General features: G+C 55.6%; 25 protein-coding genes. 16 read left to right on the forward strand and 9 right to left on the reverse strand.

Annotated elements, in window-relative coordinates:
• Nucleotides 1–49: 49 nt before the first annotated feature.
• The 13 genes from F4555_RS00645 (at nucleotide 50) to F4555_RS00705 (ending at nucleotide 9,481) form a co-directional block, all read left to right on the forward strand.
• Nucleotides 50–1,675: an aldehyde dehydrogenase family protein gene (locus F4555_RS00645; RefSeq protein WP_004013173.1), complete on the forward strand. Its 1,626-nt coding sequence runs from the start codon at nucleotides 50–52 to the stop codon at nucleotides 1,673–1,675.
• 336 nt (nucleotides 1,676–2,011) lie between these two features.
• Nucleotides 2,012–2,320 carry a 30S ribosomal protein S10 gene (gene rpsJ, locus F4555_RS00650; RefSeq protein WP_004013171.1) on the forward strand — a complete coding sequence of 103 codons (309 nt, stop codon included), beginning with the start codon at nucleotides 2,012–2,014 and terminating at the stop codon, nucleotides 2,318–2,320.
• Nucleotides 2,321–2,331: 11 nt separating this feature from the next.
• The gene (rplC, locus tag F4555_RS00655) at nucleotides 2,332–2,988 is read left to right on the forward strand and encodes a 50S ribosomal protein L3 (protein ID WP_004013170.1); all 657 of its coding nucleotides are present in this window, start codon (nucleotides 2,332–2,334) and stop codon (nucleotides 2,986–2,988) included.
• Nucleotides 2,989–2,990: 2 nt separating this feature from the next.
• A complete protein-coding gene (rplD, locus tag F4555_RS00660) occupies nucleotides 2,991–3,635 on the forward strand; it encodes a 50S ribosomal protein L4 (protein ID WP_004013169.1) in 645 nt (214 codons plus the stop codon).
• Complete coding sequence (gene rplW, locus F4555_RS00665; RefSeq protein WP_004013167.1) at nucleotides 3,632–3,934, forward strand: 50S ribosomal protein L23; 303 nt, start codon at nucleotides 3,632–3,634, stop codon at nucleotides 3,932–3,934. The genes rplD and rplW overlap by 4 nt, the downstream gene beginning before the upstream one ends.
• Nucleotides 3,935–3,947: 13 nt before the next feature.
• Complete coding sequence (gene rplB, locus F4555_RS00670) at nucleotides 3,948–4,784, forward strand: 50S ribosomal protein L2 (RefSeq protein WP_004014643.1); 837 nt, start codon at nucleotides 3,948–3,950, stop codon at nucleotides 4,782–4,784.
• Between the two features lie 15 nt (nucleotides 4,785–4,799).
• Nucleotides 4,800–5,078 (forward strand): 30S ribosomal protein S19, encoded by a 279-nt coding sequence (rpsS, locus tag F4555_RS00675; protein ID WP_004013165.1) that lies wholly within the window; start codon nucleotides 4,800–4,802, stop codon nucleotides 5,076–5,078.
• 17 nt (nucleotides 5,079–5,095) lie between these two features.
• Nucleotides 5,096–5,791: a 50S ribosomal protein L22 gene (gene rplV / locus F4555_RS00680; protein ID WP_115325590.1), complete on the forward strand. Its 696-nt coding sequence runs from the start codon at nucleotides 5,096–5,098 to the stop codon at nucleotides 5,789–5,791.
• A gap of 2 nt (nucleotides 5,792–5,793) precedes the next feature.
• Nucleotides 5,794–6,618 carry a 30S ribosomal protein S3 gene (rpsC, locus tag F4555_RS00685; RefSeq protein ID WP_004013163.1) on the forward strand — a complete coding sequence of 275 codons (825 nt, stop codon included), beginning with the start codon at nucleotides 5,794–5,796 and terminating at the stop codon, nucleotides 6,616–6,618.
• 3 nt (nucleotides 6,619–6,621) lie between these two features.
• A complete protein-coding gene (gene rplP, locus F4555_RS00690; protein WP_004013162.1) occupies nucleotides 6,622–7,038 on the forward strand; it encodes a 50S ribosomal protein L16 in 417 nt (138 codons plus the stop codon).
• Between the two features lie 3 nt (nucleotides 7,039–7,041).
• Complete coding sequence (gene rpmC / locus F4555_RS00695) at nucleotides 7,042–7,278, forward strand: 50S ribosomal protein L29 (protein ID WP_004013161.1); 237 nt, start codon at nucleotides 7,042–7,044, stop codon at nucleotides 7,276–7,278.
• Nucleotides 7,279–7,281: 3 nt separating this feature from the next.
• Nucleotides 7,282–7,560: a 30S ribosomal protein S17 gene (gene rpsQ / locus F4555_RS00700; protein ID WP_004013160.1), complete on the forward strand. Its 279-nt coding sequence runs from the start codon at nucleotides 7,282–7,284 to the stop codon at nucleotides 7,558–7,560.
• A 286-nt stretch (nucleotides 7,561–7,846) separates the two neighbouring features.
• Entirely contained in the window at nucleotides 7,847–9,481 is a 1,635-nt protein-coding gene (locus F4555_RS00705; RefSeq protein WP_004013159.1) for a methyl-accepting chemotaxis protein, read from the forward strand.
• Between the two features lie 141 nt (nucleotides 9,482–9,622).
• Here the strand turns inward: F4555_RS00705 and F4555_RS00710 are convergent, their stop codons facing one another.
• Entirely contained in the window at nucleotides 9,623–10,654 is a 1,032-nt protein-coding gene (locus F4555_RS00710) for a hypothetical protein (RefSeq protein ID WP_004013157.1), read from the reverse strand.
• A 318-nt stretch (nucleotides 10,655–10,972) separates the two neighbouring features.
• On the opposite strand from F4555_RS00710, the gene F4555_RS00715 reads away from it, so the two are divergent.
• Both F4555_RS00715 and F4555_RS00720 read left to right on the forward strand, forming a co-directional pair.
• Nucleotides 10,973–12,397 carry a DUF5692 family protein gene (locus tag F4555_RS00715; RefSeq protein WP_114989979.1) on the forward strand — a complete coding sequence of 475 codons (1,425 nt, stop codon included), beginning with the start codon at nucleotides 10,973–10,975 and terminating at the stop codon, nucleotides 12,395–12,397.
• A gap of 2 nt (nucleotides 12,398–12,399) precedes the next feature.
• Entirely contained in the window at nucleotides 12,400–13,443 is a 1,044-nt protein-coding gene (locus F4555_RS00720; protein WP_115325589.1) for a DUF5692 family protein, read from the forward strand.
• Here the strand turns inward: F4555_RS00720 and F4555_RS00725 are convergent.
• The 6 genes from F4555_RS00725 to F4555_RS00750 form a co-directional block, all read right to left on the reverse strand.
• Nucleotides 13,434–15,905 (reverse strand): MprF family protein, encoded by a 2,472-nt coding sequence (locus F4555_RS00725; RefSeq protein ID WP_115325588.1) that lies wholly within the window; start codon nucleotides 15,903–15,905, stop codon nucleotides 13,434–13,436. The genes F4555_RS00720 and F4555_RS00725 overlap by 10 nt on opposite strands.
• On the reverse strand, nucleotides 15,902–17,173 hold the full coding sequence (locus F4555_RS00730) for an alpha/beta hydrolase (RefSeq protein ID WP_115325587.1): 1,272 nt from the start codon (nucleotides 17,171–17,173) through the stop codon (nucleotides 15,902–15,904). Before F4555_RS00730 ends, F4555_RS00725 begins: the two co-directional genes overlap by 4 nt.
• Before the next feature lie 320 nt (nucleotides 17,174–17,493).
• Nucleotides 17,494–18,099 carry a response regulator transcription factor gene (locus F4555_RS00735; RefSeq protein WP_004014649.1) on the reverse strand — a complete coding sequence of 202 codons (606 nt, stop codon included), beginning with the start codon at nucleotides 18,097–18,099 and terminating at the stop codon, nucleotides 17,494–17,496.
• Nucleotides 18,096–19,238, reverse strand: coding sequence for a sensor histidine kinase (locus F4555_RS00740; protein WP_115325586.1), 1,143 nt, complete (start codon nucleotides 19,236–19,238; stop codon nucleotides 18,096–18,098). Before F4555_RS00740 ends, F4555_RS00735 begins: the two co-directional genes overlap by 4 nt.
• Nucleotides 19,235–19,999: an ABC transporter permease gene (locus F4555_RS00745; protein ID WP_004013149.1), complete on the reverse strand. Its 765-nt coding sequence runs from the start codon at nucleotides 19,997–19,999 to the stop codon at nucleotides 19,235–19,237. The genes F4555_RS00740 and F4555_RS00745 overlap by 4 nt, the downstream gene beginning before the upstream one ends.
• Before the next feature lie 2 nt (nucleotides 20,000–20,001).
• On the reverse strand, nucleotides 20,002–21,018 hold the full coding sequence (locus F4555_RS00750) for an ABC transporter ATP-binding protein (RefSeq protein WP_115325585.1): 1,017 nt from the start codon (nucleotides 21,016–21,018) through the stop codon (nucleotides 20,002–20,004).
• Between the two features lie 96 nt (nucleotides 21,019–21,114).
• Between F4555_RS00750 and F4555_RS00755 the strand changes: the two genes are divergently transcribed.
• The gene (locus F4555_RS00755; protein ID WP_169756877.1) at nucleotides 21,115–21,267 is read left to right on the forward strand and encodes a hypothetical protein; all 153 of its coding nucleotides are present in this window, start codon (nucleotides 21,115–21,117) and stop codon (nucleotides 21,265–21,267) included.
• 27 nt (nucleotides 21,268–21,294) lie between these two features.
• Here the strand turns inward: F4555_RS00755 and F4555_RS00760 are convergent, their stop codons facing one another.
• Complete coding sequence (locus tag F4555_RS00760; protein ID WP_255312816.1) at nucleotides 21,295–24,198, reverse strand: choice-of-anchor M domain-containing protein; 2,904 nt, start codon at nucleotides 24,196–24,198, stop codon at nucleotides 21,295–21,297.
• Nucleotides 24,199–24,225: 27 nt separating this feature from the next.
• On the reverse strand, nucleotides 24,226–25,986 hold the full coding sequence (locus F4555_RS00765; RefSeq protein ID WP_115325583.1) for a choice-of-anchor M domain-containing protein: 1,761 nt from the start codon (nucleotides 25,984–25,986) through the stop codon (nucleotides 24,226–24,228).
• Between the last annotated feature and the right edge of the window lie 35 nt (nucleotides 25,987–26,021).

Raw genomic sequence — 26,021 nt, forward strand, 5'->3', positions numbered from 1 at the left:
ATAGGATAAAACCAACCGCAATGCCCGCCAACCGTAGAAAGGAGGCATAATGGACTTGCCAATGGGACTGGACAAAAAGTTCCTGGATTCACTGTTCGCTGCCGCTGCCTCTGAACACGGTGAAATCGCTGTGGTCAGGAATATCCAGAAGTGGGAAAAGATTGGCGAGATTCGGGTTTCCACCCTGGACGACGCGGTAAATTCGCTGGTTCACGCCCGAGTGATGGCGGAATCCTGGTCTAGAGTCGGAGGATTTTCCCGCTCCCGGATTTTGTATCGTTTTTTGCGTCAGATGGTGCGCTATCGTAATCCCATTGTGGCGTTGTCGCAGCTGCTCAGCGGCAAGTCCTGGATTGATGCCGGCGAAGAGTACCTCGATATCCTTACCCAGGTGCGTTCTATGAAACGCGCTTTGAAGCACGTGGCTGCTCCGCGTCGGGGACGTGGGCAAGTTCCGTTCTCGTTCTATCGGGTGATGCACCGCCCCTTGGGGGTGGTGGGCTTCTTTTCTTCTTCCGATTTCCAGCTTTCAATGGTGGGGGACATATTAAACGCGCTGATGACGGGAAACCCCGTGGTTAACTTTGTCACCCCGCAAGCCGCCTTGGGAGCCCTGATGATGAAGGGCATCTTGGTTAGCTCTGGTTTACCCGCTGATGCTTGGCGTATTGTGGTTTCCCCCACCGTGGATTTGGGGATAAAGATTATTCCTGGTCTGGACTATGTTTCTATTGCGGCTTCCAGTGATACCTGCAGCCAGGTCGCGCGTCAATGCGGTTACTTTTCGGTGCCGATGTCTTCTTTCGGTTCTTTCAAGAACATCGCCATTATTTTAGAGGATGCTCGCTTGTGGGAGGCCGCCAAAGCCTGTGCTCGTTCGGCGTTCCGTAATGCTGGTCAATCTCTTTCGGGGTTAGAAGTAATTTTCGTCCAGGAACAGGTCAAAGAGTCCTTCGAGGAGCTGGTTACCCAATACACCCGTGACCAGCTGCGGGTGGGTACTTACGCCGATAGGAATGCCACGGTGGGAGCTATGCTCAATCCGCAGCGTGTGGAGCGCAGCCAAAGGGCTGTGAGGTTCTTGACGGAACACGGGGGACGTATCTTGGTGGGTTCACATGCTCGCCCGGAGGTTTCCGAAACCTTTTTCGAGCCCACCATTGTTACGGATGTCAAGGCGGTTCCCGAATTGCTCACCGAAGAGTTTTACGGTCCGCTGGTTGCGATTGTGTCTTTTGAGGATGTCACTGACGTGGTTCGTTACATGGAGAGTTCTCGGCTGGTTAACGCCGCATATCTGTTTACCCAAGACATGGAGTTTGTCTCGAATTTCATTGAGAATTCCGCAGTTTCCACGGTTTCGGTTAATGATTCTTACATGTCTTTGTGGGGGGCATGGCGAGCTCCGATTCAGGGTCGTGAGGAAACCGGGCAAGGGATTCGTCATGGGGTCGAGGCGATGTTGCAATATACGCGGGTGTTTTCGGCGGTGCGGCTAAAACGGATTTCTTGGGTGTCTCAAGATTGGCGTTCGGGTAACTGGACGGAACGTTTGACTTTCTCGGTGATGGGGATTAATTCGTGGTTGGCGCATAACGTAACGGATACGGTGTGGGTGCAGGGTTTTAAACTTGCGTGGCGCCGTCTTCAAGATCGTTTTTCAGGGCCGGTTTAGCCGCTGGTTGCGTTGGTTTCCGTTTCATGAGGTGCCAGCTTGCAGCGCCCACGGTTTGAAATCTGTGCTGGTTTTTTTATCTGTGGATGTGACGGCTTATTTCTTCGGCGTAGTGCCGCAGAGTGAATTTGCTAAACCTGGGTTTTCTAGCGTAAGCTGAATCCTCGGTGCGTCTTGAGGCTATTTCGGCCTCCCGAGAGCACCGAACTCCCAAGGGAATCCCCTTCGGGAATGGAAATCCAACGATGCAAGCACCGGCTGGAGCGTGAGAATCCATGCGACACGCCCGGAAGCGTGTATCGGTGAAGAACCAGGTAAAGGAAAGGTTGGAAGCCAATGGCGGGACAAAAAATCCGCATCCGGCTGAAGTCGTATGATCACGATGTCATCGACTCTTCGGCGAAGAAAATCGTCGAAACGGTAACCAGTGCTGGCGCTACCGTAGTCGGACCCGTGCCTCTGCCGACCGAAAAGAACGTTTACGTTGTAGTTCGGTCGCCGCACAAGTACAAGGACAGCCGCGAGCAATTCGAGGTGCGTACGCACAAACGGCTGATTGACATTATTGACCCCACGCCCAATGCGGTGGACTCGTTGATGCATCTCGAGCTGCCGGCGGACGTGAAAATCGAGATTAAGCTGTAGGGAGGGCCGCGATGACTACTGGAACACAGGCCCCGGTAAAGGCTTTACTCGGGCGTAAGCTAGGAATGACCCAGGTTTGGGACGAGGAAGGTAAGCTTGTCCCCGTAACTGTGGTCGAAGTTGAAAAGAACGTAGTAACGGACATTCGCACCCCGGAACGCGATGGTTACACGGCTTTGCAGTTGGGGTTTGGCCAATTGGATGAACGCAAGGTCACCAAGCCTATGGCCGGACACTTCGCCAAGTCTGGGGTGACTCCGCGTCGTCATCTCGCGGAAGTGCGCACCACCGATGCGGGTAGCTATGAACTTGGCCAAGAACTCGGTGCCGATTTATTCGAGACGGGTGCTTTGGTGGACGTTACCGGCAATACTAAAGGTAAGGGTTTTGCCGGGGTTATGAAGCGCCACGGCTTCCAGGGGGTTTCCTCTTCACATGGTGCCCACCGCAACCACCGTAAGCCTGGTTCAATTGGGGCTTGCGCTACGCCGGGTCGGGTTTTCCGTGGTTTGAATATGGCCGGTCGGATGGGCGGGGAGCGCCGCACCATCATGAACCTTAAAGTTCAGGCCATCGACGCGGATAAAGGATTGGTCGTCATTGCTGGCGCTATCCCCGGTCCCAAGGGCGGTATTGTGATGATTCGCTCGGCTGTGAAGGGAGACTAACAATGACTGAAACCCGCAGTATTGATGTTTTGGACGGAGCCGGCAAGAAAACTGGCACTGTGGAGCTTCCCGGCGAGGTTTTCGACCTGGAGCTGAACGTGCCCTTGCTGCACCAGGTGGTAAATGCACAGTTGGCGGCGGCTCGTCAGGGTACTCACGCGACTAAGACCCGTGGGGATGTGTCCGGTGGTGGTAAGAAGCCGTACCGGCAAAAAGGCACCGGTCGGGCTCGTCAGGGTTCGATTCGCGCCCCCCAGTTCACTGGTGGTGGTATCGTTCACGGCCCACAGCCTCGTGACTACACTCAGAAAACTCCGAAGAAAATGAAGGCCGCCGCCTTGCGCCAGGCGCTTTCGGATCGAGCTCGGGCGAATCGAGTCCATGTCCTGAGCGATTTCGGGGTCAAGGACGCGCCTTCTACGAAGGCAGCGAAAGCCGCTTTGCAAAACGCAGTGGCTGATCGTCGCGCGCTGATTGTGTTGACCCCGCAGGTTGACGACGTAGTGGCGCTGAGTGTAAATAATCTGGCGGAACATCATGTCCTGTTCGTGGGGGAACTCAATACCTACGATGTGTTGGCTAATGACGATGTGGTGTTTTCCGCTTCTGCCCTCGATTCCTTCTTGCAGAAAGGGGAAGACAAGTGAGCTTACTGTCAGAAAAAGATCCTCGCGACATTATTTTGAAACCCGTTGTAAGCGAGAAATCGTACAACTTGATTGACCACGGGCAGTACACCTTCCTGGTGGATTCCCGATCGAACAAGACCGAAATTAAGCGGGCTATTGAAGCCATTTTCAAGGTCAAGGTAGCCTCGGTAAATACCCAAAACCGCGAGGGGAAGCGCGTGCGTACCCGTACTGGTTGGGGCAAGCGTAAAGACACCAAGCGAGCCATCGTGACCTTGAAGGAAGGCTCCATTGACGTTTTCGGACAACAGGCCTAAGGGGAGATAACTAATGGGAATTCGTAAATATAAACCGACAACCCCGGGTCGTCGTGGCGCGTCGGTGGCTGATTTCAATGAAATCACCCGCGACCACCCGGAAAAGTCCCTGTTGCGTCCTTTGCACAAGACTGGGGGACGTAACAATCTGGGGCGTGTGACTTCACGACGTCGCGGTGGTGGGCACAAACGCCAATATCGCTTGATAGATTTCCGTCGCCACGACAAGGACGGTATCCCCGCTAAAGTGGCGCATATCGAATACGATCCTAACCGTACCGCGCGGATTGCTTTGCTGCACTATGCTGACGGCGAGAAGCGTTACATTTTGGCTCCTGAAAAACTCAAGCAAGGAGACTTGATTGAGCAAGGGCCAGGTGCAGATATCAAACCCGGCAACTGCTTGCCGTTGAAGAATATTCCGCTGGGTACCACCGTTCATGCGGTCGAGATGCGTCCCGGCGGGGGAGCTAAAATTGCTCGCAGCGCTGGGGTTTCCGTCCAACTGGTCGCTAAGGAAGGCAAGATGGCACAACTGCGGATGCCTTCTGGGGAAATCCGTAATGTTGACGCTCGTTGCCGCGCCACTATCGGTGAAGTTGGGAATGCCGACCACGGCAACATTGATTTAGGCAAGGCCGGTCGCTCTCGTTGGTTGGGGCGCCGTCCGAAGGTTCGTGGTGTTGTCATGAACCCCGTTGATCACCCGCATGGTGGTGGCGAAGGTCGCACCTCCGGTGGTCGTCACCCGGTGAGCCCCTGGGGCAAGCCTGAGGGTCGTACCCGTAGTAAGAAGAAGGCGTCGAATCAGTACATAGTCCGTCGCCGTAAGACTGGCAAGAAACGCTGATAGGGGAGTTCGAATATGCCACGCAGTTTGAAGAAAGGCCCCTTTGTTGACGACCACCTGCAAAAGAAGGTGGACGCGCAAAACGAGGCTAATACCAAGAACGTGATTAAAACCTGGTCACGCCGTTCTATGATTACCCCGGATTTCCTGGGTCATACCATCGCGGTTCATGATGGTCGTAAGCATGTGCCAGTGTTCATCACCGAAGCCATGGTGGGTCACAAGCTCGGAGAGTTCGCTCCGACTCGTACCTATCGGGGACACGCCAAAGACGACAAGAAAGGTCGCCGCTAAAGCGGGAGGAGGAAAACATGAAAGCAACAGCCCATTCCCGTTATGTGCGTGTTACACCGCAAAAAGCCCGTCGCGTGATTCGAGAGGTTCGTGGTTTACCCGCTAACCGAGCCCTCGACGTGTTGAAGTTCGCGCCGCAAAAACCAGCCGTACCGATTCGTAAGACCTTGGTTTCCGCCCTGGCTAACGCCGAGCAGGCAGCCCGCCGGGAGGGAAAATCTTTTGATGCCGACACTATGTTCGTGATAGAGGCCTATGTGAACGAAGGCCCGACCATGAAACGCTTCCGTGCCCGGGCTCAAGGCCGGGGTGCTCGAATCTTGAAGCGTACCTCTCATCTGACGGTTGTGGTGGGAGACGCTGCGGACAAGCGTGAGCTCGAGTCGGCACAAAAACCGGTAGTACCCCCTAAAACCGGGCGAGCTGCTGGTGAAGTCTCTAAGGCCAAGGTGAAGGCGGCGAAGACCGAGGAGCAACCAGCGAGTAAGCCACGCACATCGGGTGCCAAGTCTGAAAGCAAACCGGCCGCCAAGTCTACGGCTGCTAAGTCGAGCAAACCTGCTGCTAGTACTAAGAAGGCGACGGAATCCAAGTCGGCTCCGAAAGAAAAATCGGCGGCGAAGGATAAGGAAGCCGCGACTAAGAGCCCGACTAAGAAGGCTGCGGCCAAGCCCGCCGCGAAATCTGCTGACACCGAGAAGGGAGCGAAGTAAGTATGGGTCAAAAGGTTAACCCCACCGGGTTCCGTCTTGGAATCACCACGGAACATCGTTCCCGCTGGTTCGCTGATTCCACCAAGCCGGGGCAGCGTTACCGTGACTTCGTGAAAGAAGACGTAGAGATTCGTCGTCTCATGGAGGAGAAACTGGAACGTGCCGGTATTTCTAAAGTAGGAATCGAGCGCACTCGCGACCGGGTGTCTGTGGATTTGTACACGGCGCGACCGGGGATTGTCATTGGACGCCGCGGGGCAGAAGCCGATCGCCTGCGCGCCCAGCTCGAGAAACTGACGGGCAAACAGGTGCAGCTCAATATTCGCGAGGTCAAGAACCCTGATATTGACGCCCAGCTAGTAGCCCAATCCATTGCCGAACAGCTCTCTGCTCGGGTCTCTTTCCGCCGGGCTATGCGTAAGGGCATGCAGTCCGCGCTGCGCGGTGGAGCCAAAGGTATCCGGGTACAGTGCTCGGGTCGTTTGGGTGGGGCTGAGATGTCTCGTTCCGAGTTCTATCGTGAAGGACGCGTGCCGCTGCACACCCTGAGAGCCAATATTGACTATGGCTTCTTCGAGGCTCGTACCACGTTCGGTCGTATCGGTGTCAAGGTATGGATTTACAAGGGCGACACCACCGAACGGGAGTTTGCTCGGATGCAAGCCGAACAAGCCGGACGTCAGTCCCGTCGCGGTGAACGTCACGGGAACCGTCGTCCCCGCGGCGAGCGCAGCGCCGATCAGGCTGTGGAAAACAACAAAACCGAAACTGCCACTCAGGTTGCCTCCGAGGTACCCGCTGCGGCAGCAACAGAAACGGAGGCATAAGCAATGCTGATTCCTCGTCGTACCAAGTGGCGTCGCCAGCACCGCCCTGGGCGTAGCGGCTATGCTAAGGGAGGCACCGAAATCGCTTTCGGTGAGTTTGGGATTCAGGCCCTGGAAGGTGCCTATCTGACCAACCGTCAAATCGAGGCGGCACGTATTGCCGTGACTCGTCACGTCAAGCGTGGTGGAAAAATTTGGATTAATATTTTCCCCGACCGTCCTTTGACCAAGAAGCCGGCGGAAACCCGTATGGGTTCCGGTAAAGGTTCCGTTGAATGGTGGGTAGCCCCGGTTAAACCGGGTCGTATCCTGTTGGAAATCAGCGGTGTCTCTGAGGAGCTTGCTCGCGAAGCACTGTCTCGTGCCCAGCACAAGCTGCCCATCAAGACCCGTTTCGTTACCCGTGAAGGTGGTGAGTAATCGATGATTGGTTCTAAAGGTCTTGCGCCCAATGACTTGGATGCTATGGACAACGAACAGTTGGCGGTGAAGTTGAAAGACGCGAAGCAGGAGTTGTTTAATCTTCGTTTCGCCCAGGCTACTGGCCAGCTCGAAGACCATGGTCGCATTAAAGCGGTACGCCGCGATGTGGCTCGTATCTACACCATCTATCGGGAACGCGAGCTGGGAATTCGCACCGAACCAAGCGTGAAGGAGTAAGCAATGGCTGAGGATGTTATGGAACAAACTGAACGCAACCATCGCAAGATGCGCCGTGGTTACGTGGTCTCCGACAAGATGGAAAAAACCATTGTAGTTCGTTTGGAAGACCGCAAGAAGCACCCGCTTTACGGCAAGGTTATGCGTAAAACCAAGAAGGTCAAAGTTCATGACGAGCACAACGCCGCCGGTATTGGCGACTTGGTTGTCATCATGGAGACCCGCCCACTGAGTGCCACCAAACACTGGCGCTTAGTGGAAATTGCCGAAAAGGCTAAGTAAGCTATCGAAGGTTCGCAGGCTTTCGCTTTTGCGCCGGTTAAGCAAACCTTTCTTTTGGGTAAGGGAAAGCGGCTCGGAACATCAGTTCCGAGCCGCTTTCCCGTGTTTTCGTTGGCTTCTGCTGTTGTAGCGAAGTCAAACAGAGGAATCTAGCTGGCATTTTGCCCAAAATATGACAACAATTGCCTTCCTTTTACTAGTTAAATGATGTATCCTGTGGAAAGGGACGGCGATTCAAGGTAGCTTTTGCTGTCCCTGGTTGTTTTCGTACTGCAAGGAGGTAGTAATGTCTGACAATGTCGTTAAACAGAGGCATCGCTTCAGTATTTCCATGAAGTTAGCGCTTGTCACATCGGTGATGGTGATAGCTCTTGTTCTGGTTGCTGTGGTCGGTTTTTCCGGATTGCATGCCATCAATGTGGCTAATGACAACACTATGAAGGCTAACGCCCTCAAAGAGCCGATACAAAGAATTTGGCACGCTGAAGTCTATGTGCGCATGATGGGTGACTGGGTGGCTTTGGAACTGGAAGATAAAGCCAAGGACGGCGATAAGGCTAAAGTTGAAGCTCATGATGACATTATTCAAAAAAATATTGATCGAATACAATCTTCGGCTATGATTAATCAATTACCTAGTTTTCCCAACCTGGTAAAAAGCTATGAAGCTTGGAAGAACTTGCGTACCCAACATTTGGTTCCTATGGCTTATGCGGTTAAAGACGGCCCCAACTATGCCAAAGATTTTTGGACATACGGGCTGGAAACCTTTAAAAACGGCCCACAGGACAATATGACTCTGATTGCTGCCTTTGAAGGGAATCTCACCAAGGTCGGAACCGAATTAGATAACTATATTTCAAAATGTAAGGCCGAGGCGGAGCGAGCCCAAATAGGAATGATAGTGGGTGTCGGAGTGATGGCATTACTTGGCGTTGTAATCGCAGTGGTGCTTAGTGTGGCGATGTCCAAACGCATCGTAGGTCCGATACGCCAGGTCAGTCGCGGCTTGGAAAACATGGCATCCGGGGATTTGACCGTGCATATGGATGTGAAGAGCAATGATGAAACCGGCGATATGGCACGCAGCATGAATAAAGCTAATGAAAGCCTCCGAGAGCTTATTGCCGGAACTTCCGAAGTTTCCGCCAAGGTAAAACAGGCTTCACGCAACGTGAATGCCACTCTTGAAGGAGTCTCTCAAAGTGCTACCCAAGCCAATGAACTTATCGACCAAGTGGATCAGAGTTCCGCGCAAGTCTCTTCCAATGTTTCCACGGTGGCGGCAGGCGCGGAAGAAATGGGAGCCTCGATTCGAGAAATCTCTTCTAACGCCACCGAGGCCGCTAGGGTAGCGCAAAATGCTACCGAGGTGGCCGCCCGTACCAACGAAGTGGTGGCTAAGCTGGGTGAATCTTCGCAAGAGATTGGGGAAGTGGTGAAGACTATCACCAAGATTGCCGAGCAAACAAACCTGTTGGCCTTGAACGCCACCATTGAGGCGGCGCGCGCTGGAGACGCCGGGAAAGGATTCGCAGTAGTCGCCGGGGAAGTCAAAGACTTGGCGGCCGAAACCGGCACGGCTACCGAAGAGATTTCCCAGCGTATTGAACAGATTCAACACGATACCAGCGGCGCGGTAGAAGCCATTGCTGAAATCTCGCAGATTGTGTCCCAAATCTCGGATTTCCAAACCACTATTGCCTCTGCTGTAGAAGAACAAACCGCCACCACCAACGAGATGTCGCGCTCCACCCAGGATGCGGCTACGGTGGTAGGAGAAATCAACACCATGATTTCTTCCGTGGCACAAGGCGGCGGAGAAATCGCGCAGGCAGTCCTGGAGCTGCAAGCAGCCACTCGCGAAATGGAAGAACTCTCGCAAGGCTTGGATGAGCACCTTAGCGGCTTCCGTGTTTAGGGTTTAAATTGGTGGTGGGGCGATTGTATCGCCCCACCACCAATTAAATTTGCCCGGCTGGCGGTTTACGCCTCGTTTTGCGATGGCACCTCATGAACCCGTCCGCAGATGAGGAAGGGGATATCTTGCAGCGACGGGCGGCTACTGGCGGGGCTTGCCCCAATCCGGCAGGTAAGTTTTCTCGCGTTTTTGGCGCATTTGCTCCTCCCAAGAAAACTCGGGCTCGGACCAGTCCACGAAGTAATCCGCATCCACGTCCGCTGCCCACGGCGACTCCGGCCCGGTCGGCGGCCAGGAGGGGTCATCGGTGACCGGGGGGCGAATCTCGGCGCTGGCGGGGCACTGTCGCCCGTAGCGAATCCACTGGGTATAGGTTTCCTCGAAGAAAGGCGTGCCGTCCCAACGGCCGGCGGGAGTACCGGTGTTAAAGAATCTCCCGCCCAGGGCACCGCGCATGAAACGCCCGGTGAGATGCTGTTTCTTGCGGAACTCTAACACCCGCTTCACATAGAGATTTTGCAGGTTTGTCATACATCCGCCAATCATCTCGATATTGACCCAGTTCAGGACTTTTTGGAAAGTCGTGTCCGGCTCGTATCCCAGGCGCCAGTGGTTAATCAGGCGGGTTTGCCCGCCCTTGAGCGGCACCATGTAGAAACACCACGCCGCCGCAAAATGTTTCATTCCGGGGAAACGGAAAGCATAGGAACCGGGGGCGGCCGGTGGATGTTTCGTATCCACCCAGTGCACCAGGTATTTGCCGGGCACCACATCAACCCATTCCATAGTCATGCCGTGGAAATCGAAAGGCCCCGCATCGCCAGCCACCAGCGAATCAGGCTGCTGGTATTCCTCTTGGATTTCGTATTGGTTGAAAAACGGTAGCCGGGCAAAGACCCGCTCTAAGAACTCCGAAGAATACGAACCGGCCTTGTTGCAACCAATCTGCTTGAGATGTCGCCACACCGCGTAGGCTGGGGCGTCGATAGTTATCGCATAGGTTGAGGAATAAGCATTATCATATTCCGCATCAACCAGGTCATCGCCGGGATACTTAAAGGCACGTTCTTCCGGGGTGGCCTTGCCGGTAAACTGCGAAAACGCAAACAGGCCACCAAGCGTTGCCACGCCCGCACCCCCGGCTAGTTTCAACAATGTCTTCTTTGACACCATAATTTCCTCCTTGGAAAGACTAATTTAACACTTGGTTTCAGGATACCGTAAATTCCGGTTTCTCGCGGGGTTTTGCGACGTTAGGGGATAGTTGTTCCGGGCGCGGGTTTTGGGTTAATGCCGCTGGGTTTTTCTTTTATCGTAAGGGTTTGCCTGGTTAGATTTATTTTAATTCATGAGGCGCTAGTTCCAGTTTCAGCTTATTTTCAGAAATATCCCCTCATGAAATCGCGATATAAACAGTCAAAGCGCGATAAACTGAAATGCAAAGATGCTTGGATGGAAACAAAGTGGTTTCCCTACTCGAGGGGTGAGTAAATGAAAGATTTATTCATGTGGGAGCTCGGCACTCCATTTGTGTATTTGATGTGGTTCGTGATTTTTGCGATGCAAATGGCGGTGGCGGAAATCCACCGGCGTTGGAACTGGACGATTTTCGCAATCTGGACGGTAGGAGGTCTAGCGGTGATGCCGTGGGCAATTGAAAACGCTATCCCTGTCGTGGGATGGTTTCCCTTTGGCAAATTCGTGTTGATGATAACCGCTGCGACTCTCAATGGCGTGCTAATCGTATTTATGAAACGTCGCCCGCTGCTGGCGCGTCGCTATGCCATTTGGATTGGGGTGATTTGCTGGTTATTGTTGGCCTCTAACATTATGGAGGCTAATATTCGTGACGTGGCGATTTATTTTAATGCCGATGGTTATTATCAATGCGCCGCAAACTGGCAATGTCTGCAAAACATCAATGCTACTCACGGAGCCGATATGCTGGTGGGGCTACCCGAGGCGCGTGGCATTACCGCCGCTGCTGACACCCCTCAATTCTATCAGGCGCTCGCCGCTAACTTTGCGGCGGCGCATGTGGGTATCGACCCGGAAACCGGTTTTCGCACCATCGGTGGGGTGTGGAACCTGTGGAGTGCAGCGGCGGGGATGCTAAACATTATCTGTATCACCGGTATTGGGAAAATCGTGGTGACTTCCAATCCGAAGCGTCGGGTGCGTGGCTTGATTTGGATTGACCAAGTCTGGCCGTGGGTAATTGGCTATGACCTGTGGAATCACGCGTTTTTGTACAATGCTTTGGCGGACTACACCTGGTATTGTTCCTTTGCGCTGTTGCTGGCATGTACGATTCCCGCCTTCACCTGGGCGAAGGGACAGTGGATTTGGTTTAGGTGCTATACCCTGATGTTTTGGATAGCAGCGAATAACCTGCTGCCATATGTTTTGGTGAAACCCTCGAAGATGTTCAACTTTGCGACCATGAACCCGGTGGCGAACATGCTTTGCTCCGGGGCGGCTTTGGCGGGGAACCTGGCCTTGTTTGGCTACTGGTTGTACCAGATTATCAAGCATCGGCGCAATCCGATTACCGGGGTGCTTTATCCCGAACTGGCCGAATTCCGCCGGATTGCCCAGACTCACTTGGACAACAAGGACAAATACTATATCTGTGACCGGATGAAAGAAACCCCGACGCAACTGGGGTTTGAACCGGATACCCCGGAGCCGCCCGCCGTTGGTTGGGTGGCGTGGATGCCGTGGTGGCGCCGCGATCATCGATACCCCAAATTACGGACTCCACTAGGCGCCGACCCGGTTTTGGCCGCCAAAGGAGTCGTGTCCGATCCGAAATGGGAGGTGGCGCCGGCTCCGCTTCCGTCGGATTCCGGGCTGGCACCTCGTGAACCCGCTCAACCCAAGCAACCCGCCCAACCCAAGCAAAAGGAGGACTGACGATGCCTAGCACCTGGCTAAATCTGGTCTCGAGCCAATCCCTGGCAGACTATCCCACGCTGTTTTTCTTCGAAGTGGGCGAATGGTGGGACTATGCGATGCTGCTGGTGGTGATTGTGACGCTGGCCGGGACAGCGTGGCTGACGATCCGCTACCGCTGGGCAGTAGCGGTGTTCTTTATCGCGGCACCGGTGGGGCTGACGATTTTTTGGTGGCCACATTCTACCGAGGGAACTACGGTGTCGGGATGGTTTTTGATAGTGAAACAGTATTCCGCCTTGATTGGTTCACTATCGCTGGCGGCGCTGCAAATGTTCCCGAAACTGCGGCGCAACCGCTGGTATCTGTTGATTCCGCCGATTCTGCTGGCGGTGAATATTGTCGAGGCGGTAGTGCGCGACTTACAGTGCTATTATATTCATGGGGCGGATACCAACGGGTCGGTACTGTGGGGCGGACCGTGGAACATTATGAACGCCGTTGCTGGGATTTTGAATATTTTAGCAATCTCGGGTTGGGTGGGAATTTTCGTGTCCAAACGTCGCGACCACGCGATTATCTGGGGCGACTTGACGATTTTGTGGATTGTCGGTTATGACTTGTGGAATTTTGCCTATTGCTATAACTGCCTGTCCGACCGGTCATGGTACGCCGGTTTTGCCCTGCTGGCCTCGTGCACAATCCCGGCCTGTTTCAAATGGGGGCGCGGCGCGTGGATTCACTATCGCGCCTATACTTTGACGCTTTGGTCGGGTTTCATGTTGACTGTGCCCGGCTTCGTGGCCAGCGGGATTTTCGAGCACCGCTCCGCGCACAATCCGGTGGCTTTGTTTTTAGTGTCTTTGGCTTCATTAGTCGCCAATGTGATTTTGGTCGTATATCACGTATCCAAGATTGTTCGGACGAAGCGTAACCCCGCCACCATGGAAGTTTACGGAGACACTCCCACCTATGTCTCGTGGGTGGCTTACCACGCCACAGCAGCGGAACAAGACCGGATTGCGACGCGATTGGGTAGCACCGCTGAGAAACTGGGCTACCGTTGAGATATTGGCTTAGCGGGGAGCCGTTTTTCGCGCTGGGCTTCTAGCCACAGTCTTACGGTGTTAAGGGTATCGGTGGCGCGCAGCGAGGGCAGGTAGCACGAGACAACTGCCAGGGCGATTGAGCCCAGGGCAAGTTCATCGTTATAGGCCAAATACCAGCCCCGGTGTTCCGGGTGGAATTTGTATTTGGAATTCGCCAAAGACTGAAACCCGTAGAGCGGTTCAATGCTTTGCCCGGCTTTATTCAACACGGCATCGAGCAAACCGGGGTTTTGGATGGTGCTGTCCTTGGCTAGGGGAGCCCCCGAGAGAGAAATCCACTCCAGCCCCTCGGAGACGGCCTGCACCAAGGCTTGCGCCAAGAGGAATTCCATCACCGCGCGGAAACCCTCGCGGTCACGCCGCATGAAGTCCAAGGTGTAGCCCGCGAGTTGCCCTTGTTGGTAGACCGGCAGCCAGGAGGTGACCCCGTGTAGATTTTCCTGCTGATCCACCGCCAATAACAGCTTTGTGCCGGGAACCTGCAGTTCTTCCAGGGTACCCAAGGTGAAACCCATCTCTGGCAGCGCTTTTTGCGCCACCCATTCTTCAGAGAGGGCCGCGATTTTTTCGCGCATCTCGAGATCCAGTTCTTCCCAGGTGGTCCACAGTGCGGTGATGCCCTCTTTGGCCGCGTTATTGCGGGCAGTGCGGATATTTTGGAATTTTTTGCCAGTGAAACCCACCTGCGTGGCATGCAAAATCGACTCCTCTGCCACGTGCAACTTGTGAAATTCGGGGCGCTCAAATTCGGCGGACACGGAATACCAGGCACAGTGCCAACCCTGCTTAAGCACAAAGGCTTCAAAAGTACTGGCTAAACGCTGTTTATCACCCCCGGAGGCCACCACCGGCTCGCCCAGAGTAACCGCGACACCGCCGTGATGCCGATAGGCCACATAGCCATCATCACTAAAGAAATAGGAATTTCCCTCCCATAGGGTCATAAAAGACAAGTGATCGCCGCTGCCGGAAACGAGAATCTCTCGAGCCCGCTGCCAATCCGCATCGGAAACGCTGGAATCCGTCCCGAAAAGCAGGAAACTAAAAGCCAGCGTCAAGGCTACCCACATAATCACCACCGTCCAACTGGAGATAAACCAGCCCGCCGCAGACACCGGCACCAGATAGAAAGGCAACAATATCGACAAGACCGGTGGCAGTAATTGTGAAGGCAACTGTTGCAAAGCCAGTGCTAAAGTGGCGCGGGGTGTGAAAGCGTTGGGCATGGCCAAGGTGCCAATAAACCAAAACAGGCAGGCACTCACCAAACCCACCAGAATCACCAACAGGCACAGGCGAGCATTTTTGCGTTTAGCTCGCACCCGGAACAAGCGCCTCGTGAAAAGTAAACTAAAGAAACAAATCAGCCAGGGAATAGCCGCAAAAGCGGTGGAAAGGATATTGAATTCCAAACGAGCCTGGCTAATGTCAACACTGATAAACTGTGTGGCCACCAGGACAAGGTTGGCCAACTGCGCCAGGAGTGAAGCCACCCAGGCGCCGCGCCGCCCGCGCAACAGTCCATAAGTGAACAGCAGCTGCAAAAGCCCCGGCAGTAAACTGGTAATCGCACTGCCCACACCATGTTGATTGGCGAGTTTCACCGCCTCGAAACACCGCAGCGAATCGGGGGTTTGACAGGCCTGATAGTTAGTGATTCTTACCTCGGTTGACTCCCACAGCAGTTGGCTGGTACGCAAGAAAGGATCTTGGGTTTCAGCATGAAAAGATACGATTAAAGGTACGAAAGTTACGCAAGCAATCAGGAAAGCCACCAAAAACCGCTGTTCACGCAAAGAAATTGTTGCCCTGAATCTAAACAGGCGGTTGCCCCCCTGAAAAGCCAACTCTCCGGCAATGAAGCCGAGCACACACCCGGTGAAAGCCACCAGGGTGGCAATAGTGCCGGTGAACAACAGCGCCGTAGTGACATAACCAAAAGCAATTAGTCGTACCCGGCGCCGCCACAAGGTTGGCATCCGGGCGGACGCCACCATAGAAGCGGTGAAAATCCAGGCTGAAGGGGAGAGGTAATTTCCCGCTGTCAACTCGTGATGCCACAAAGGCGAGCCACCCAAGAAAGCATGGCACAGCCCCAAACCCACCGGAACCGTCACCGCCTGGGAAGCTAAAACAATCAACAGATACCGCGCCCAGCCCAAAGAACGCTCTGTGACCACGCCCAAAACCGCGATAAACAAACTAGATCCCAAGGCGCCCATCAGGGTGGGGCTGGTGATACCACTGGAAAACAGGTGCAGAAAATTCGCATCCCCCCTGGTAGAGAGACCAAAAATGCGGTGCAAAGACGCGCGATTGGCACCCCCGGCAAGGAAGGCTAGCCAAATCATGGCCACCAAAATGCTCGTGATGGGGACGCGCTGCCAACAAACGTAAATCCTGGTGAAAAAGCGTTTCACGATAGTCCCCCTCGGGCGGCAGCATAATCAAAAGTTTGTCTTAATGCCTTGCGCCACACATCGTAGTTGTGTCCCCCGGGAATGGTGGTGGCGTTGACCTTCATGCCGGCACGCCGCGCTAGGGGTGCCAGCATATTTTGTGCCCGGCGGGCGGGAGCGTCGCGCTGTCCGCAGATGAATTTACCGGTAACCCCTCGGTATTGACGGGATTTATCGGTGGCGGCACGCCGGAGCACATCGGCGGCGTTGACCTGGTGAAAAGCCTTGATATCCCCGTTGAATAGTTCCTTTACCGTAGTTTCTAAATCTTTGACGGTGGGATGGGGTTCGCCGGAAAAATCCAAGAAAGTCCCGTAGGAAGACGGCGAGTTAGCGATAATCTGCAGGGCACAGGTTCCCCCGTAACTTAAGCCCCCGATAGTCCATTTCTTTTGGTTAGGGTTGACGCGGAAGCGTTGCTTGATGAGTTCGGGTACGTCTTTAGCCAGATAGCTTTGTATCTTTAGTTTCGGTCCGTCCACGCAGCCCGGTTGTCCCCACAGCGAACCGGTCGCATCCACCGAAATTACCAGTGGTGCCCTCCCGTTGTGGCGGCGTTGATAGTCATCAGCCACATCATTGGCTTTCCCGGAGTCAAACCACGCGCTCGGCTTGCCGGGACTGCCCGCCAGCAGCACCATAACTGGCAGTTGTCGCTTTGGTTGGCTCCAGTACGCGGGGGGTACGTAGGCCAGGGCATCGCGAGCCTGGAAGCCCGAGGATGTTCCCGATAAAGGCACTGTCACCAGGGCACCTATCGGGTGTCTGTTTATCTGCGGGGCGGTTTTTTGGTGACGGAACTGGTCATAGCTCATTTTTTTGACATTAGTGGCGGGCAGCATCGAAGCCAGAGTGGAGTACTGTCGGTAGTTTAGATTAACCACTAAAGCAGCTCCTGGCAGTGAAAGCACCAACAGCCCAGCTAGTAATAAGCGACGTTTACTGATGATTACCGTTCCGGTTGCCAAAAACAGCACCGGAAAGGCCGCCAAAAAAAGGTGCGGGGGAATTTCACCGGGGTAGGGATTTGGCCATATCAACAGGGCAAAAGCAACGCAAGCATCGACAATCAGTGCTGCTAATAGCGCCAAAAAAGTGCGGATTCGTTTGCGCCGCAACGCTGCAACGAGTCCCAGAACGAAAGTAAGGATAAGCAACCCCCAAGCTAAATAGAAAGCTGGGGGATCGAGCAAATTAATCTGTCCCCAGAAGTCCCGGAAGAAAGTCACGCAGAATATTTTCCCACAAGGCCGGCGAAAAAGAGAGCCCAAATGGGGTTCCAGCGAAACTGAGCTAGTCTTTGAGCCAACCCCTCTGAGCCTAGGCTTGCGAGATGAAGTGCATTTTGACCCGCGCCCGAAACTGTTCTGGCTGCTGATTACGGCGGCAGGGGCTACTCTTGCCCCGGATTTGCTACTGTCAGCTACGCGAAAACCTGGGCTACCAAACACCCCAAGAAATCAAAGACCAATACTGGCAACGCGCCAGAAAGCACGAAATAACAGAAAACAAGGTACCCGCCCCGGAAGCAAACCCAGACGGCTTCAGGTTACAGCCAGCCCTGGTCGCGGGCGTAGCGGGCCGCCCCGGCGGAGGTATCCGCGTGGGTTTTGCTGATGGCCGAGGACAGGTAGTTGCGTACCGTACCGGGGGAGAGATAGATGGTTTTAGCGATTGTGGCGGTGTGGTGGCCGGCCTCCACTTCGCGCAGGACTTCTTGTTCACGAGGGGTCAGCGGATTTTCCCCCTCAAAGAGGGATTCGGCGGCCAGTTTCGGATCTACGACCCGACCGCCCGCCGCAATTTCGCGTACTGCCCGGGCGAGTTCTTGTGAAGGTGTGTCTTTGACCATGAAACCGCTGGCTCCGGCCTCTAGGGCGCGACGCAAGTAACCCGGACGCCCGAAAGTTGTCAAAATCAACACGCGGGTTTGTGGGTGTGCGGCGCGAATCTTGGCGGTGGCACCAATCCCGTCCAAATCCGGCATTTCAATATCCACCACGGCGACCGCAGGTGTTACCTTCGCCACTGTCGCCAGCAGCTCCTCGCCGGTGCCAGCCTCGCCCACCACCTCGAGGTCGCCTTCCAGCTCTAGCAAAGCCTTCAAAGCCCCGCGCACCAGGGCTTGGTCATCGGCCAATACCACGCTAATCACAATAACACCTCCAGTTTGGTACCCGCAGCCGGGGAATTGGATTCGGCCAAATTAGTAAGCTTTAGGCTACCGCCAAGATTGGCGACGCGCTCGCGCAACCCCCGCAGCCCGTTACCGCAGGCACCATCCGGGATACCCCGGCCGTTGTCCGTAACAACCAAACTGTGCGGGGTCATGGTGATTTCTACCCGGCTCGCCCCCGAGTGGCGAATCACATTGGTGATGGCCTCTCGTGAACCCCAAGCAAAAACCGCCTGCGCTTGGGGCGGGATGTCAGCCACCTCACCCGTGACCCGCAGGTCAATCTCGGCGGCCAGGCAAGCCTGACGGGCATTGGCCAACTCGGTGGTCAAATCCTGTACCCGCAAGCCACCCACGGTGGAACGCAGTTCCCCGATGGAATCACGCGCCAACTTGGTGATGGCGGCAATCTCCGCTTGGGCGCGAGTGGGGTCGCGATCCACCAGTTTCCCAGCCAACTCGGATTTCAAAGCGATTACCGTCAGGCTGTGCCCCAAAACATCGTGGACATCACGAGCCACGCGCTCGCGTTCCTGCGCAATGGCTTGGATAGTGGCTTCCTTGCCCTGGGCAATCGAATTATTGATGAAAAACGTCATGCCCAGCATCCCAAAGAATACCGCACAAGTCGCAATGGTAATTCCAATATAGTCTTGGGGACGTGCCAGGGTGAAAGACCCGACAATACCAGTCATACAAACAGCCGCCCCGAAAACCTGACCCCACAGTAGCGGCATGGTGAAACTGCTTATCGCCACCAAGAAAGGCGCGAACATGAGGGGTGAATCCACCCCCAGCCAGGGAATTTGTGACAAGGCCAGGCAAAAATTCAGGACAAAAATCAGGAAAGTATCCCACCGGAAACCATACCTGCCATCGAAGTAGCGCCACTGGCGGGTTTGGGTGGGAGCCGGGAAAAAAGACCGCCAAATCCCCGCCGTGTAGCTGACCGCAAACGCCAAGGTCAAAAGCAGAGAAACCGCTCGTGCCCGCCACGGCAACGCTAATGCTGCCAGCACCGGGAAAGCCAAGAACAACAGCCACACCGAGCTAAACAGCATCCCGACGACAACCCCGCGTCGTTGGGAGTGGGTCGCCATGGCCAGTTGTGTTTTCATCGTCTTCCCCTAGAGGTTCGCAGTACCAGCAGCGCGAACACGGCAAACAGTACCGCCCATCCCACCAGGTTCGCCACTGCTACCCCCAGACTATCAGTGTAATCCCGGCCGTTGGCATCCATGTAGGCGCCCCCGGTGGCCGCATACCTGGCCAACACGACGTAACCATAACCGGGCACAAAGGGCGCCACCTTTAGCATCCAGCCGCTTAGCTGCATAAACATGGTGGCACCAAAACCAAACAGCACGGTGGAACTCGAGGCAATCGAAACCGCCATGTCTGAGCGCAACAGCAGCGCCAACCCCATGCCGTAAAAGGTAAAGGTCAGCGAACCTAACAGCAGCACCACGACCGCCGCCACCCAGGCTTCCGGTTTCGCCACTGCCTTGGTGGCAGCCCCGATAGCGAAAATAACCGCCACCGGCAGCACCGTCACCGCCATTCCCACCAGGGCTTTCATCGCGACATAGCTGGTGTCACGCAGTGGGGTGATTGCGATTTGGCGCCCCCAGCCCTGCAGGCGTTCCAAGGCGGCCGAGGCGGACATCGAGGTATTGGCGATGATGGCTCCGTAGGCCGCAAGGTTCACCATAATCGCAAATGCCCAGTTCGCACCGTTATTTCCCAGGTCGAATTTCCCCCAGGGCGAGGCCACTCCGAAAATCACGAACATCAGGGTCGGCAGCCCCACAATGAACAGTGGGACTTCCGGGGTGCGCAGGGTGCGTTTGAGTTCCAGGGCAATAATGGTTGTTTTCATGGCTAGTTCTCCTTGCTGGTGGGTGCTTGGTTGGTGGTGTGAGCCGGTTGGGACGGTTGAGCCGTTTGCGTGGTTGTGGTTTCGATTTCATGAGGTGCCAGCCGGGCATCCGCGTTGGGGCTGCTATCAGGCTCGGTCAAATCAAAGAAGACTTGCTCCAGGGAAGGCTGGGTGACTTCGAGGTTCTCCACTCCCGGAACCGCGAGGGCGAAGCGGACAAAATCATCGGTTTGCACCAGCGACACCTGGAAGCGTCCAGCGGTCGACACCAGGCCAACCTCGGGGTAGTGGTCGCGAATACGCGCCACCGCCGCGTCGCTGGCCGCAAAAGACACCACGCGCTGCTGGCGGGAAGTAATCTCGGCGGGGCTGCCGTCGGCCACAATTTTTCCGTGGTTCATCAACACTATGCGTTCGGCGTAATCCTGGGCTTCCTGCAGGTAGTGGGTGGCGAAAATAATGGTTTTACCGGAGGCGGCCTGGGCGTGCATGGTCTGCCAAAACTCGTGGCGGGCTTGGGCATCCATTCCGGCGGTCGGTTCGTCTAGAATCAACAAGTCCGGGTTCGGCAGCAGGGCGAGCGCGAATTTCACGCGCTGTTGTTCCCCGCCGGAGCATTTGCGGATTTTGCGTTTAGCAATCTCGGTAATCCCCGCTTGCTCCATGACGCGCTCCAGGTTTTCCCGGCTGTCCACGTCACCTCCGTAGGTGGCCGCAATCCAGGCTAGCGCCTCGTGAACCCGCATGTCGCCCAGCAATCCGCCGGTTTGCAGCACCGCCGAAATTCGCCCCGCATTAATCGCTTCTCCGGGCGTGGTGCCCAAAACCTGTACCGTGCCAGAGGTGGGGCGCGACAGATTTAACGCCATATCCAAGGTGGTGGTTTTTCCCGCCCCGTTGGGGCCAAGCAATGCCATGACGCAGCCGGTTGGCACCGTGAGGTTCACCCCGTCAACCGCATGAACAGAACCAAAATGTTTGTGCAGGTCGCTTACCTGCAGCGCAAATGTTTGTGTCATGTTTCTAGTATCACGTGCGGCCGGTTTTGGCAACAGTCCGCCCCGTCACGACTTTTACATGACGATTGTCACGGGTGGAAGGGGGGTCCCGAAGGGTTGGCGCGAGGCACCAATACCTGCGGACAAATTGTCAAGAAACTGGGTGAAATTGACTTTGATAACGCCCAGGCCGTTATGGGTAGTGCCAAGTATCGCCGAGGCTTTGACTTCCAAGAACCCAAAGCCTCGGCGGTGCGAGTCGCTTGCTAAATGTCTAGGGGTATATAGCAAGCGGGACTAATTGCGGCGTAGAACGGGGAAGCGTCGCGGAATTCGCGAGGCAAGCAGCGCGAAGCCGAGCAAGCCGGAGGCGATGCCCGTGCCAATCAGGAAAGTGGCGGTGGGGTCGAGGCCAGCCTGGTTGCGCACCACCGCTGAACCGTAGGGGCTTTCGCCGGTGGCGCTTAACTGTTCATGAGGTGCCACCGGGGATTCCAAGCGAGGACTTTGGGTGGGGGGCTGGTCTGGGAGTGGCACGGGGGCGGTGGGGAGCCCGAGGCCAGCGGGAAAGCCGGAGGGATTAGCCCCAGGAAACGCCGGGAGGCTCGAAGCCGCATCTGGGACAGTACCCCCAGGCCAACCCAGGATTCCCGCAGTCTGGTTCGTGTCGGGGGAACTGGGGCTGAAACCCGTGAACCCCGTTACCCCGGTGCCGAGGGAATCCTCAGGGCTGAGGAATCCAGTACCTAAATTAAACCCAGCGGATCCAGCGGACGCGGCGGGGTTTCCCCCGGAATTATTCCCTTTGGCGGTGACCTGGGGGGCGTTACTGCCGCCCCGGGGCGGCTGGGGATTTCGAAGCGAACTCGGGGCGGGAACCGCAGAAGATTTCTTTGCGCTCTTCCACGCGCCGTGCCGCTGGTTATTAGCGGGGGTTTTTCGCTTCGAATTGGGAACCGTCGGGGCGGGAACCGCGCTTCGCCCCGATTTCCCTTCCAGCGTCACTGGCGGAGTCTGGTTTTCGGGTTTTTCGGGTTTCTGGGGTTTTTGGTCGCGACCTGGTTTGTCTGGCTCCGCAGTCTTCTCGGGCTTGTCCGTTTTAGGATTACCTGGTTTTGGCGGTACGGCAGGTACGGAAGTTTCGCTGCCCACCACCCAGGTGTAGGTACCGATATTCGATTTCACCAGTTCCCCGGACTGGTTTTCACCCGAGGCTTGCACCTTCATGGTATATACCCCGGGCTTGGCAAACAGCCAGTATACGTGCTTGTGGGCAGGATAAGACTGTTTGATTACTTCACCGGCACGCAGTTCATAGCCACCAGAAACCAGCGTCGAGTTGATACCCACATTGAACTGTCCTGGAACAAACAGGAAGGCCTTACCCGGTCCGCTGACTTCCTGGAAAGTCAAGTCAATCGAAGTGAAATCGGGCGCTACCCCGAAAGTGTCCCAACCGGGAAACAGCGCCTCGGCTTGGTTGGAGCCATTTTCTTGCAACAGGTAGCCACTGGGCACCAAATCACCTTGCATATCCGCAGGAATATCGTATTTGGTGTTATCGCGCAGTCGCAGTAAGTAGCTTTCGGGGGTGCGGATTACCCCTGAACCGCTGATATCCTCTTTAGTTTCTAGTACCAGTTTGCCGTTGCGCGCGCTGACATTGAACACATCCATATGTCCGTGGTCGAAAACCGGGCGGGAGCCTGGCGTTTCGTCCGCGTGAGGTTTCTGGGGGCTTTCATGAGGCGCTCCGGGAGTGGCACCGCTGTTTGGAATGTGCGGCGTGCAGTTTTCATCGATTCCCACCGGGTCGTAATTGTCGGGCTGACCTTCGGTTTTCCAGGTATAGGTTACTTCGGGGGATTCCACCGTTTGACCGTGGAGTTGGCCAATAGCCTTAGCTCGGAACTGGTAGGTGCCCGGTTTGGTGAATAACCAGTGGAAATGCTGGTGAGTAGTAATTTTCAACCGAGCACCCGGCTCAATATAGTAGCGGTTGTCTTCCAATATTGGCTGGGGGCCTCCCTGCAGGCTAGAGGTCAACACCAGGGCAATCCGTCCCCCTGGCGGGGCATTCACGGAAGTAAACTCGACCTTTACATCACTAAAACCCGCGCTACCCAAATCGGAAGAAGACAACCCAGGGAAAAGCATATCCCCCGAATGCAGGCTAGCAGTAGTAAAACCGGCGTTTTCACATCCCGGCAGGTTCCAATTCAGTCCGGTTTCATACCAGTTCGTGCCCATTATCATTTCGGCGGATTCCGCCGCGCGTCGCACCCCGGAGCCGGTAATGTCTTCTTTAATCAGCAGGCGCAGATTGTTGTTTTCGTCGGGTTCGACGTGGAAAACATCCATATGTCCGTGGCGCAGTTGCGTCACCCCGGGTTTATTGGGTACGGTTTGCGGTTGTTCCCCGGGTGGCACCAAATCTTCGGGCTGTAAATCAGCAAAAGACTTGCCGGTAGCGTTGACAGTAAGAGTGAATGTTTTGCCGAAACTGGCGTTATTCTCGTCGGTGGGGTTATATATGGGGTCAACTTCACAGGTGACTAACCCTTTGCCTATGGCCAGCAGCTGAATGATGTCCCCGTCTTTCCCACTGAAGTTATAGTTAGCGTTTTGACTGGTGACGAAGTATTTCGAGGCAATACCACTGCCGTTATCCAAAATTGGTTCGGCAGTGTTATCGCGTAAACGGTAGGCGGCTAGATATGCGTTGCCCCCGGTTTGATGAATCGAGAACCGAGCTGGAAGGTTATAGGCTTGATTCCCGCTAGCTCTAACACTTATCCGCAGATTAGCAAAACCCCACTGGGGCAATTTTTCGTACTCTAATTCCGGATGCTTAGCTGCAAATTCGGCTTTTAGCTTCGCTTGGGGAACCACACCGGTGTCCTGATTAATAGCTCGGAAGCTTAAAGCGGCTGCGGAAATCGGTGTCGTTTGCGAGTTGCTAGTCAATACCGGGTCGCTAGTCAATACCGGGTCGTCGGTTTGGTTACCTACTTCTAGGTGCAACGTCGTGTCCTCGGAAACATCGGTTAAATCCCGGTTGGCATCTAATGAATCGGGTGAGGCACCCGCCCCAACGGGCAGTGCCGCCGCAGGTGCCGTAGCCCCCAGCGGTACCCCGTAGCTGAGCAACCCCAGCGTGATTCCCGCAATAATCGCAGTTTTTAGCAAGAATTTTGGCATAGTTAGTCTTTCTAGTTTCATGAGTTGCTAGTCGGCAACCGCGTTCTTCCGGTCGGCGGCCTGGAAAAACATCCCCAATCCCAGCAGGATAATTCCTCCGGCTAACACGGCCAGCGCCAGGGTCAGATTCCCGATTCCCGTGGCAGCCAAACCGCCGGTTACTCGCGAAATATTGGCGTTTTGTGCTTGACTCCCCACTCCCAAACGACAGTACTTGCCGCTGGCGGTACGCCCCACATTGGCTGCAGACGTGGGCGCGGTAAACCACTTTTGTCCCATGATTTTCCCGAAGTTACCGGAGGTAAACACGGCCAGGCGCGCCTGTGGGTTGGGTCCGCGAAAACTTATCATCTCCCAGCTGACGGGTTCATTAGTGGCTTGCAACAAGCTAGGGTGTTGCGTATTCGCCCCCAGCCACGGCACTCCGCCAGTTTGGGTGGAGCCAATCATCCACACAGGGGTTCCGGCGGGAGCCAGAAACTCCAGCCCGGCCGGCAGTTTGGCCTGTGAACCAGTGCCCAGCCCGAAGGCAAGACTGCGGGGGTCGACCCAGGTGCCGCCCGGAGTGCGGTCGTCCTTCAGGGCGGCCACGAGCCGACCGTTTTCCACTTTGGCTCCCAGGTCGAAGTGGCCTTCGTTAGCGTTACCGGCGCCGCCTACGGTGAAGTTCAAAATCGTGTCCGCGCTTTGCCAGGTGCCGTTAATCCGCGCGTTTTGGCGGATTCCTACCTGGTAGTTGCCGGGTTGGGTGAAAATCCAGTTGGGGTGGACGTGGGTTTGCAGGGGCAGGGTGAATTTTTGGGAGCTGGGAATCGGATAGCACGGCTCGCTCCCAGGGTGATTGCCGGCGGGGAGCTGTGAGCCGATAGCGGCGGGAATCCCGGCGGTTTCGGGTGGGGCGGTGGTTTTGGTCGGGTCGGGCTGCGGGGAGGGTTTTTGGCCTCCTTCGGGGGTTTTGCCGGGGGTGTTAGGGGTGGGTGTGGGGCTTGCGGTGGGGGTGTTTTCCTTTTCACGAGGGGCTTTCGCGCCAGCCGGGAGCTTCGCGTCTTTTGTGTCCCGGTCTGGGGTGTCGGAGTCTGTGGCAGATGGTTCGAAGGCTCCGGTGGAGTCGCCCCCAGCCGCGAACCAGACTTGCGAGATGGCCGTGTCGAAACCGCTTTGCCACACGTGGAGGTCTCCTGGCCCAGAGAGGCTGGTCAGGGTGAAAGTCGCCTTACCTTGCAGCAGTTTTGCCACCCCGTCGTCTTGGGTATTGAATCCCAACCAGGGGATGGCGCTTTCCTGGCTTTGTGGAATTACCCAGCCCGCGCAGCCTGCACTCAGATTCAGGCCGGTACAAATCTCTGCGGGTAAATCGCGATGGGCGGCCTCGGTCAGTCCGAACCAAATTTCGCCGGGGTCTTGCCATTGTCCACTGGGGTTTTTTACTTTCGCGCTGACCTGGTTGTCGCCCTCGAGGTGCGGTCCGAAATCATAGTGTCCGGAACTGACGGTGCCCTCGGCTCCCACTTGGAAGTTTAGGGTGGCCTCGGTGGTGACACTGCTGCTGGTTTTCCCAGTGGGGTTCTGGTAGGGCACGGTGATGGCGAAAGTGGCTTGGTAGTTACCGGCCTTGGTGAACAGCCAGTTTACGTGGGTGTGTTCATTAGGTGCCATTTCGTGGGAATTGCTAGCGGCTGAAGCGGCGGGAATCCCTAAAATCGTGAGGGGCAGGGCGGTGGCAATGGCTATAACACCGGTTTTCAACCGTCGCAGGGAAATGCTTCGGCGCGGATTGGGGATTGACATTGGCGTCTCTTTTCTAGCTTGACGGGGAATCGGGG

This window comes from Mobiluncus mulieris (assembly GCF_014204735.1).
In the GTDB taxonomy this organism is placed as follows: Bacteria; Actinomycetota; Actinomycetes; order Actinomycetales; family Actinomycetaceae; genus Mobiluncus; species Mobiluncus mulieris.

Excerpts from the sequence above, each read along its gene's own strand:
- F4555_RS00645 (WP_004013173.1), top strand. The coding sequence starts at position 50 with ATGGACTTGCCAATGGGACTGGACAAAAAGTTCCTGGATTCACTGTTC.
- rpsJ (WP_004013171.1), top strand. The coding sequence starts at position 2,012 with ATGGCGGGACAAAAAATCCGCATCCGGCTGAAGTCGTATGATCACGAT.
- rplC (WP_004013170.1), top strand. The coding sequence starts at position 2,332 with ATGACTACTGGAACACAGGCCCCGGTAAAGGCTTTACTCGGGCGTAAG.
- rplD (WP_004013169.1), top strand. The coding sequence starts at position 2,991 with ATGACTGAAACCCGCAGTATTGATGTTTTGGACGGAGCCGGCAAGAAA.
- rplB (WP_004014643.1), top strand. The coding sequence starts at position 3,948 with ATGGGAATTCGTAAATATAAACCGACAACCCCGGGTCGTCGTGGCGCG.
- rpsS (WP_004013165.1), top strand. The coding sequence starts at position 4,800 with ATGCCACGCAGTTTGAAGAAAGGCCCCTTTGTTGACGACCACCTGCAA.
- rplV (WP_115325590.1), top strand. The coding sequence starts at position 5,096 with ATGAAAGCAACAGCCCATTCCCGTTATGTGCGTGTTACACCGCAAAAA.
- rpsC (WP_004013163.1), top strand. The coding sequence starts at position 5,794 with ATGGGTCAAAAGGTTAACCCCACCGGGTTCCGTCTTGGAATCACCACG.
- rplP (WP_004013162.1), top strand. The coding sequence starts at position 6,622 with ATGCTGATTCCTCGTCGTACCAAGTGGCGTCGCCAGCACCGCCCTGGG.
- rpmC (WP_004013161.1), top strand. The coding sequence starts at position 7,042 with ATGATTGGTTCTAAAGGTCTTGCGCCCAATGACTTGGATGCTATGGAC.
- rpsQ (WP_004013160.1), top strand. The coding sequence starts at position 7,282 with ATGGCTGAGGATGTTATGGAACAAACTGAACGCAACCATCGCAAGATG.
- F4555_RS00705 (WP_004013159.1), top strand. The coding sequence starts at position 7,847 with ATGTCTGACAATGTCGTTAAACAGAGGCATCGCTTCAGTATTTCCATG.
- F4555_RS00710 (WP_004013157.1), bottom strand. The coding sequence starts at position 10,654 with ATGGTGTCAAAGAAGACATTGTTGAAACTAGCCGGGGGTGCGGGCGTG.
- F4555_RS00715 (WP_114989979.1), top strand. The coding sequence starts at position 10,973 with ATGAAAGATTTATTCATGTGGGAGCTCGGCACTCCATTTGTGTATTTG.
- F4555_RS00720 (WP_115325589.1), top strand. The coding sequence starts at position 12,400 with ATGCCTAGCACCTGGCTAAATCTGGTCTCGAGCCAATCCCTGGCAGAC.
- F4555_RS00740 (WP_115325586.1), bottom strand. The coding sequence starts at position 19,238 with ATGAAAACACAACTGGCCATGGCGACCCACTCCCAACGACGCGGGGTT.
- F4555_RS00745 (WP_004013149.1), bottom strand. The coding sequence starts at position 19,999 with ATGAAAACAACCATTATTGCCCTGGAACTCAAACGCACCCTGCGCACC.
- F4555_RS00750 (WP_115325585.1), bottom strand. The coding sequence starts at position 21,018 with ATGACACAAACATTTGCGCTGCAGGTAAGCGACCTGCACAAACATTTT.
- F4555_RS00760 (WP_255312816.1), bottom strand. The coding sequence starts at position 24,198 with ATGCCAAAATTCTTGCTAAAAACTGCGATTATTGCGGGAATCACGCTG.
- F4555_RS00765 (WP_115325583.1), bottom strand. The coding sequence starts at position 25,986 with ATGTCAATCCCCAATCCGCGCCGAAGCATTTCCCTGCGACGGTTGAAA.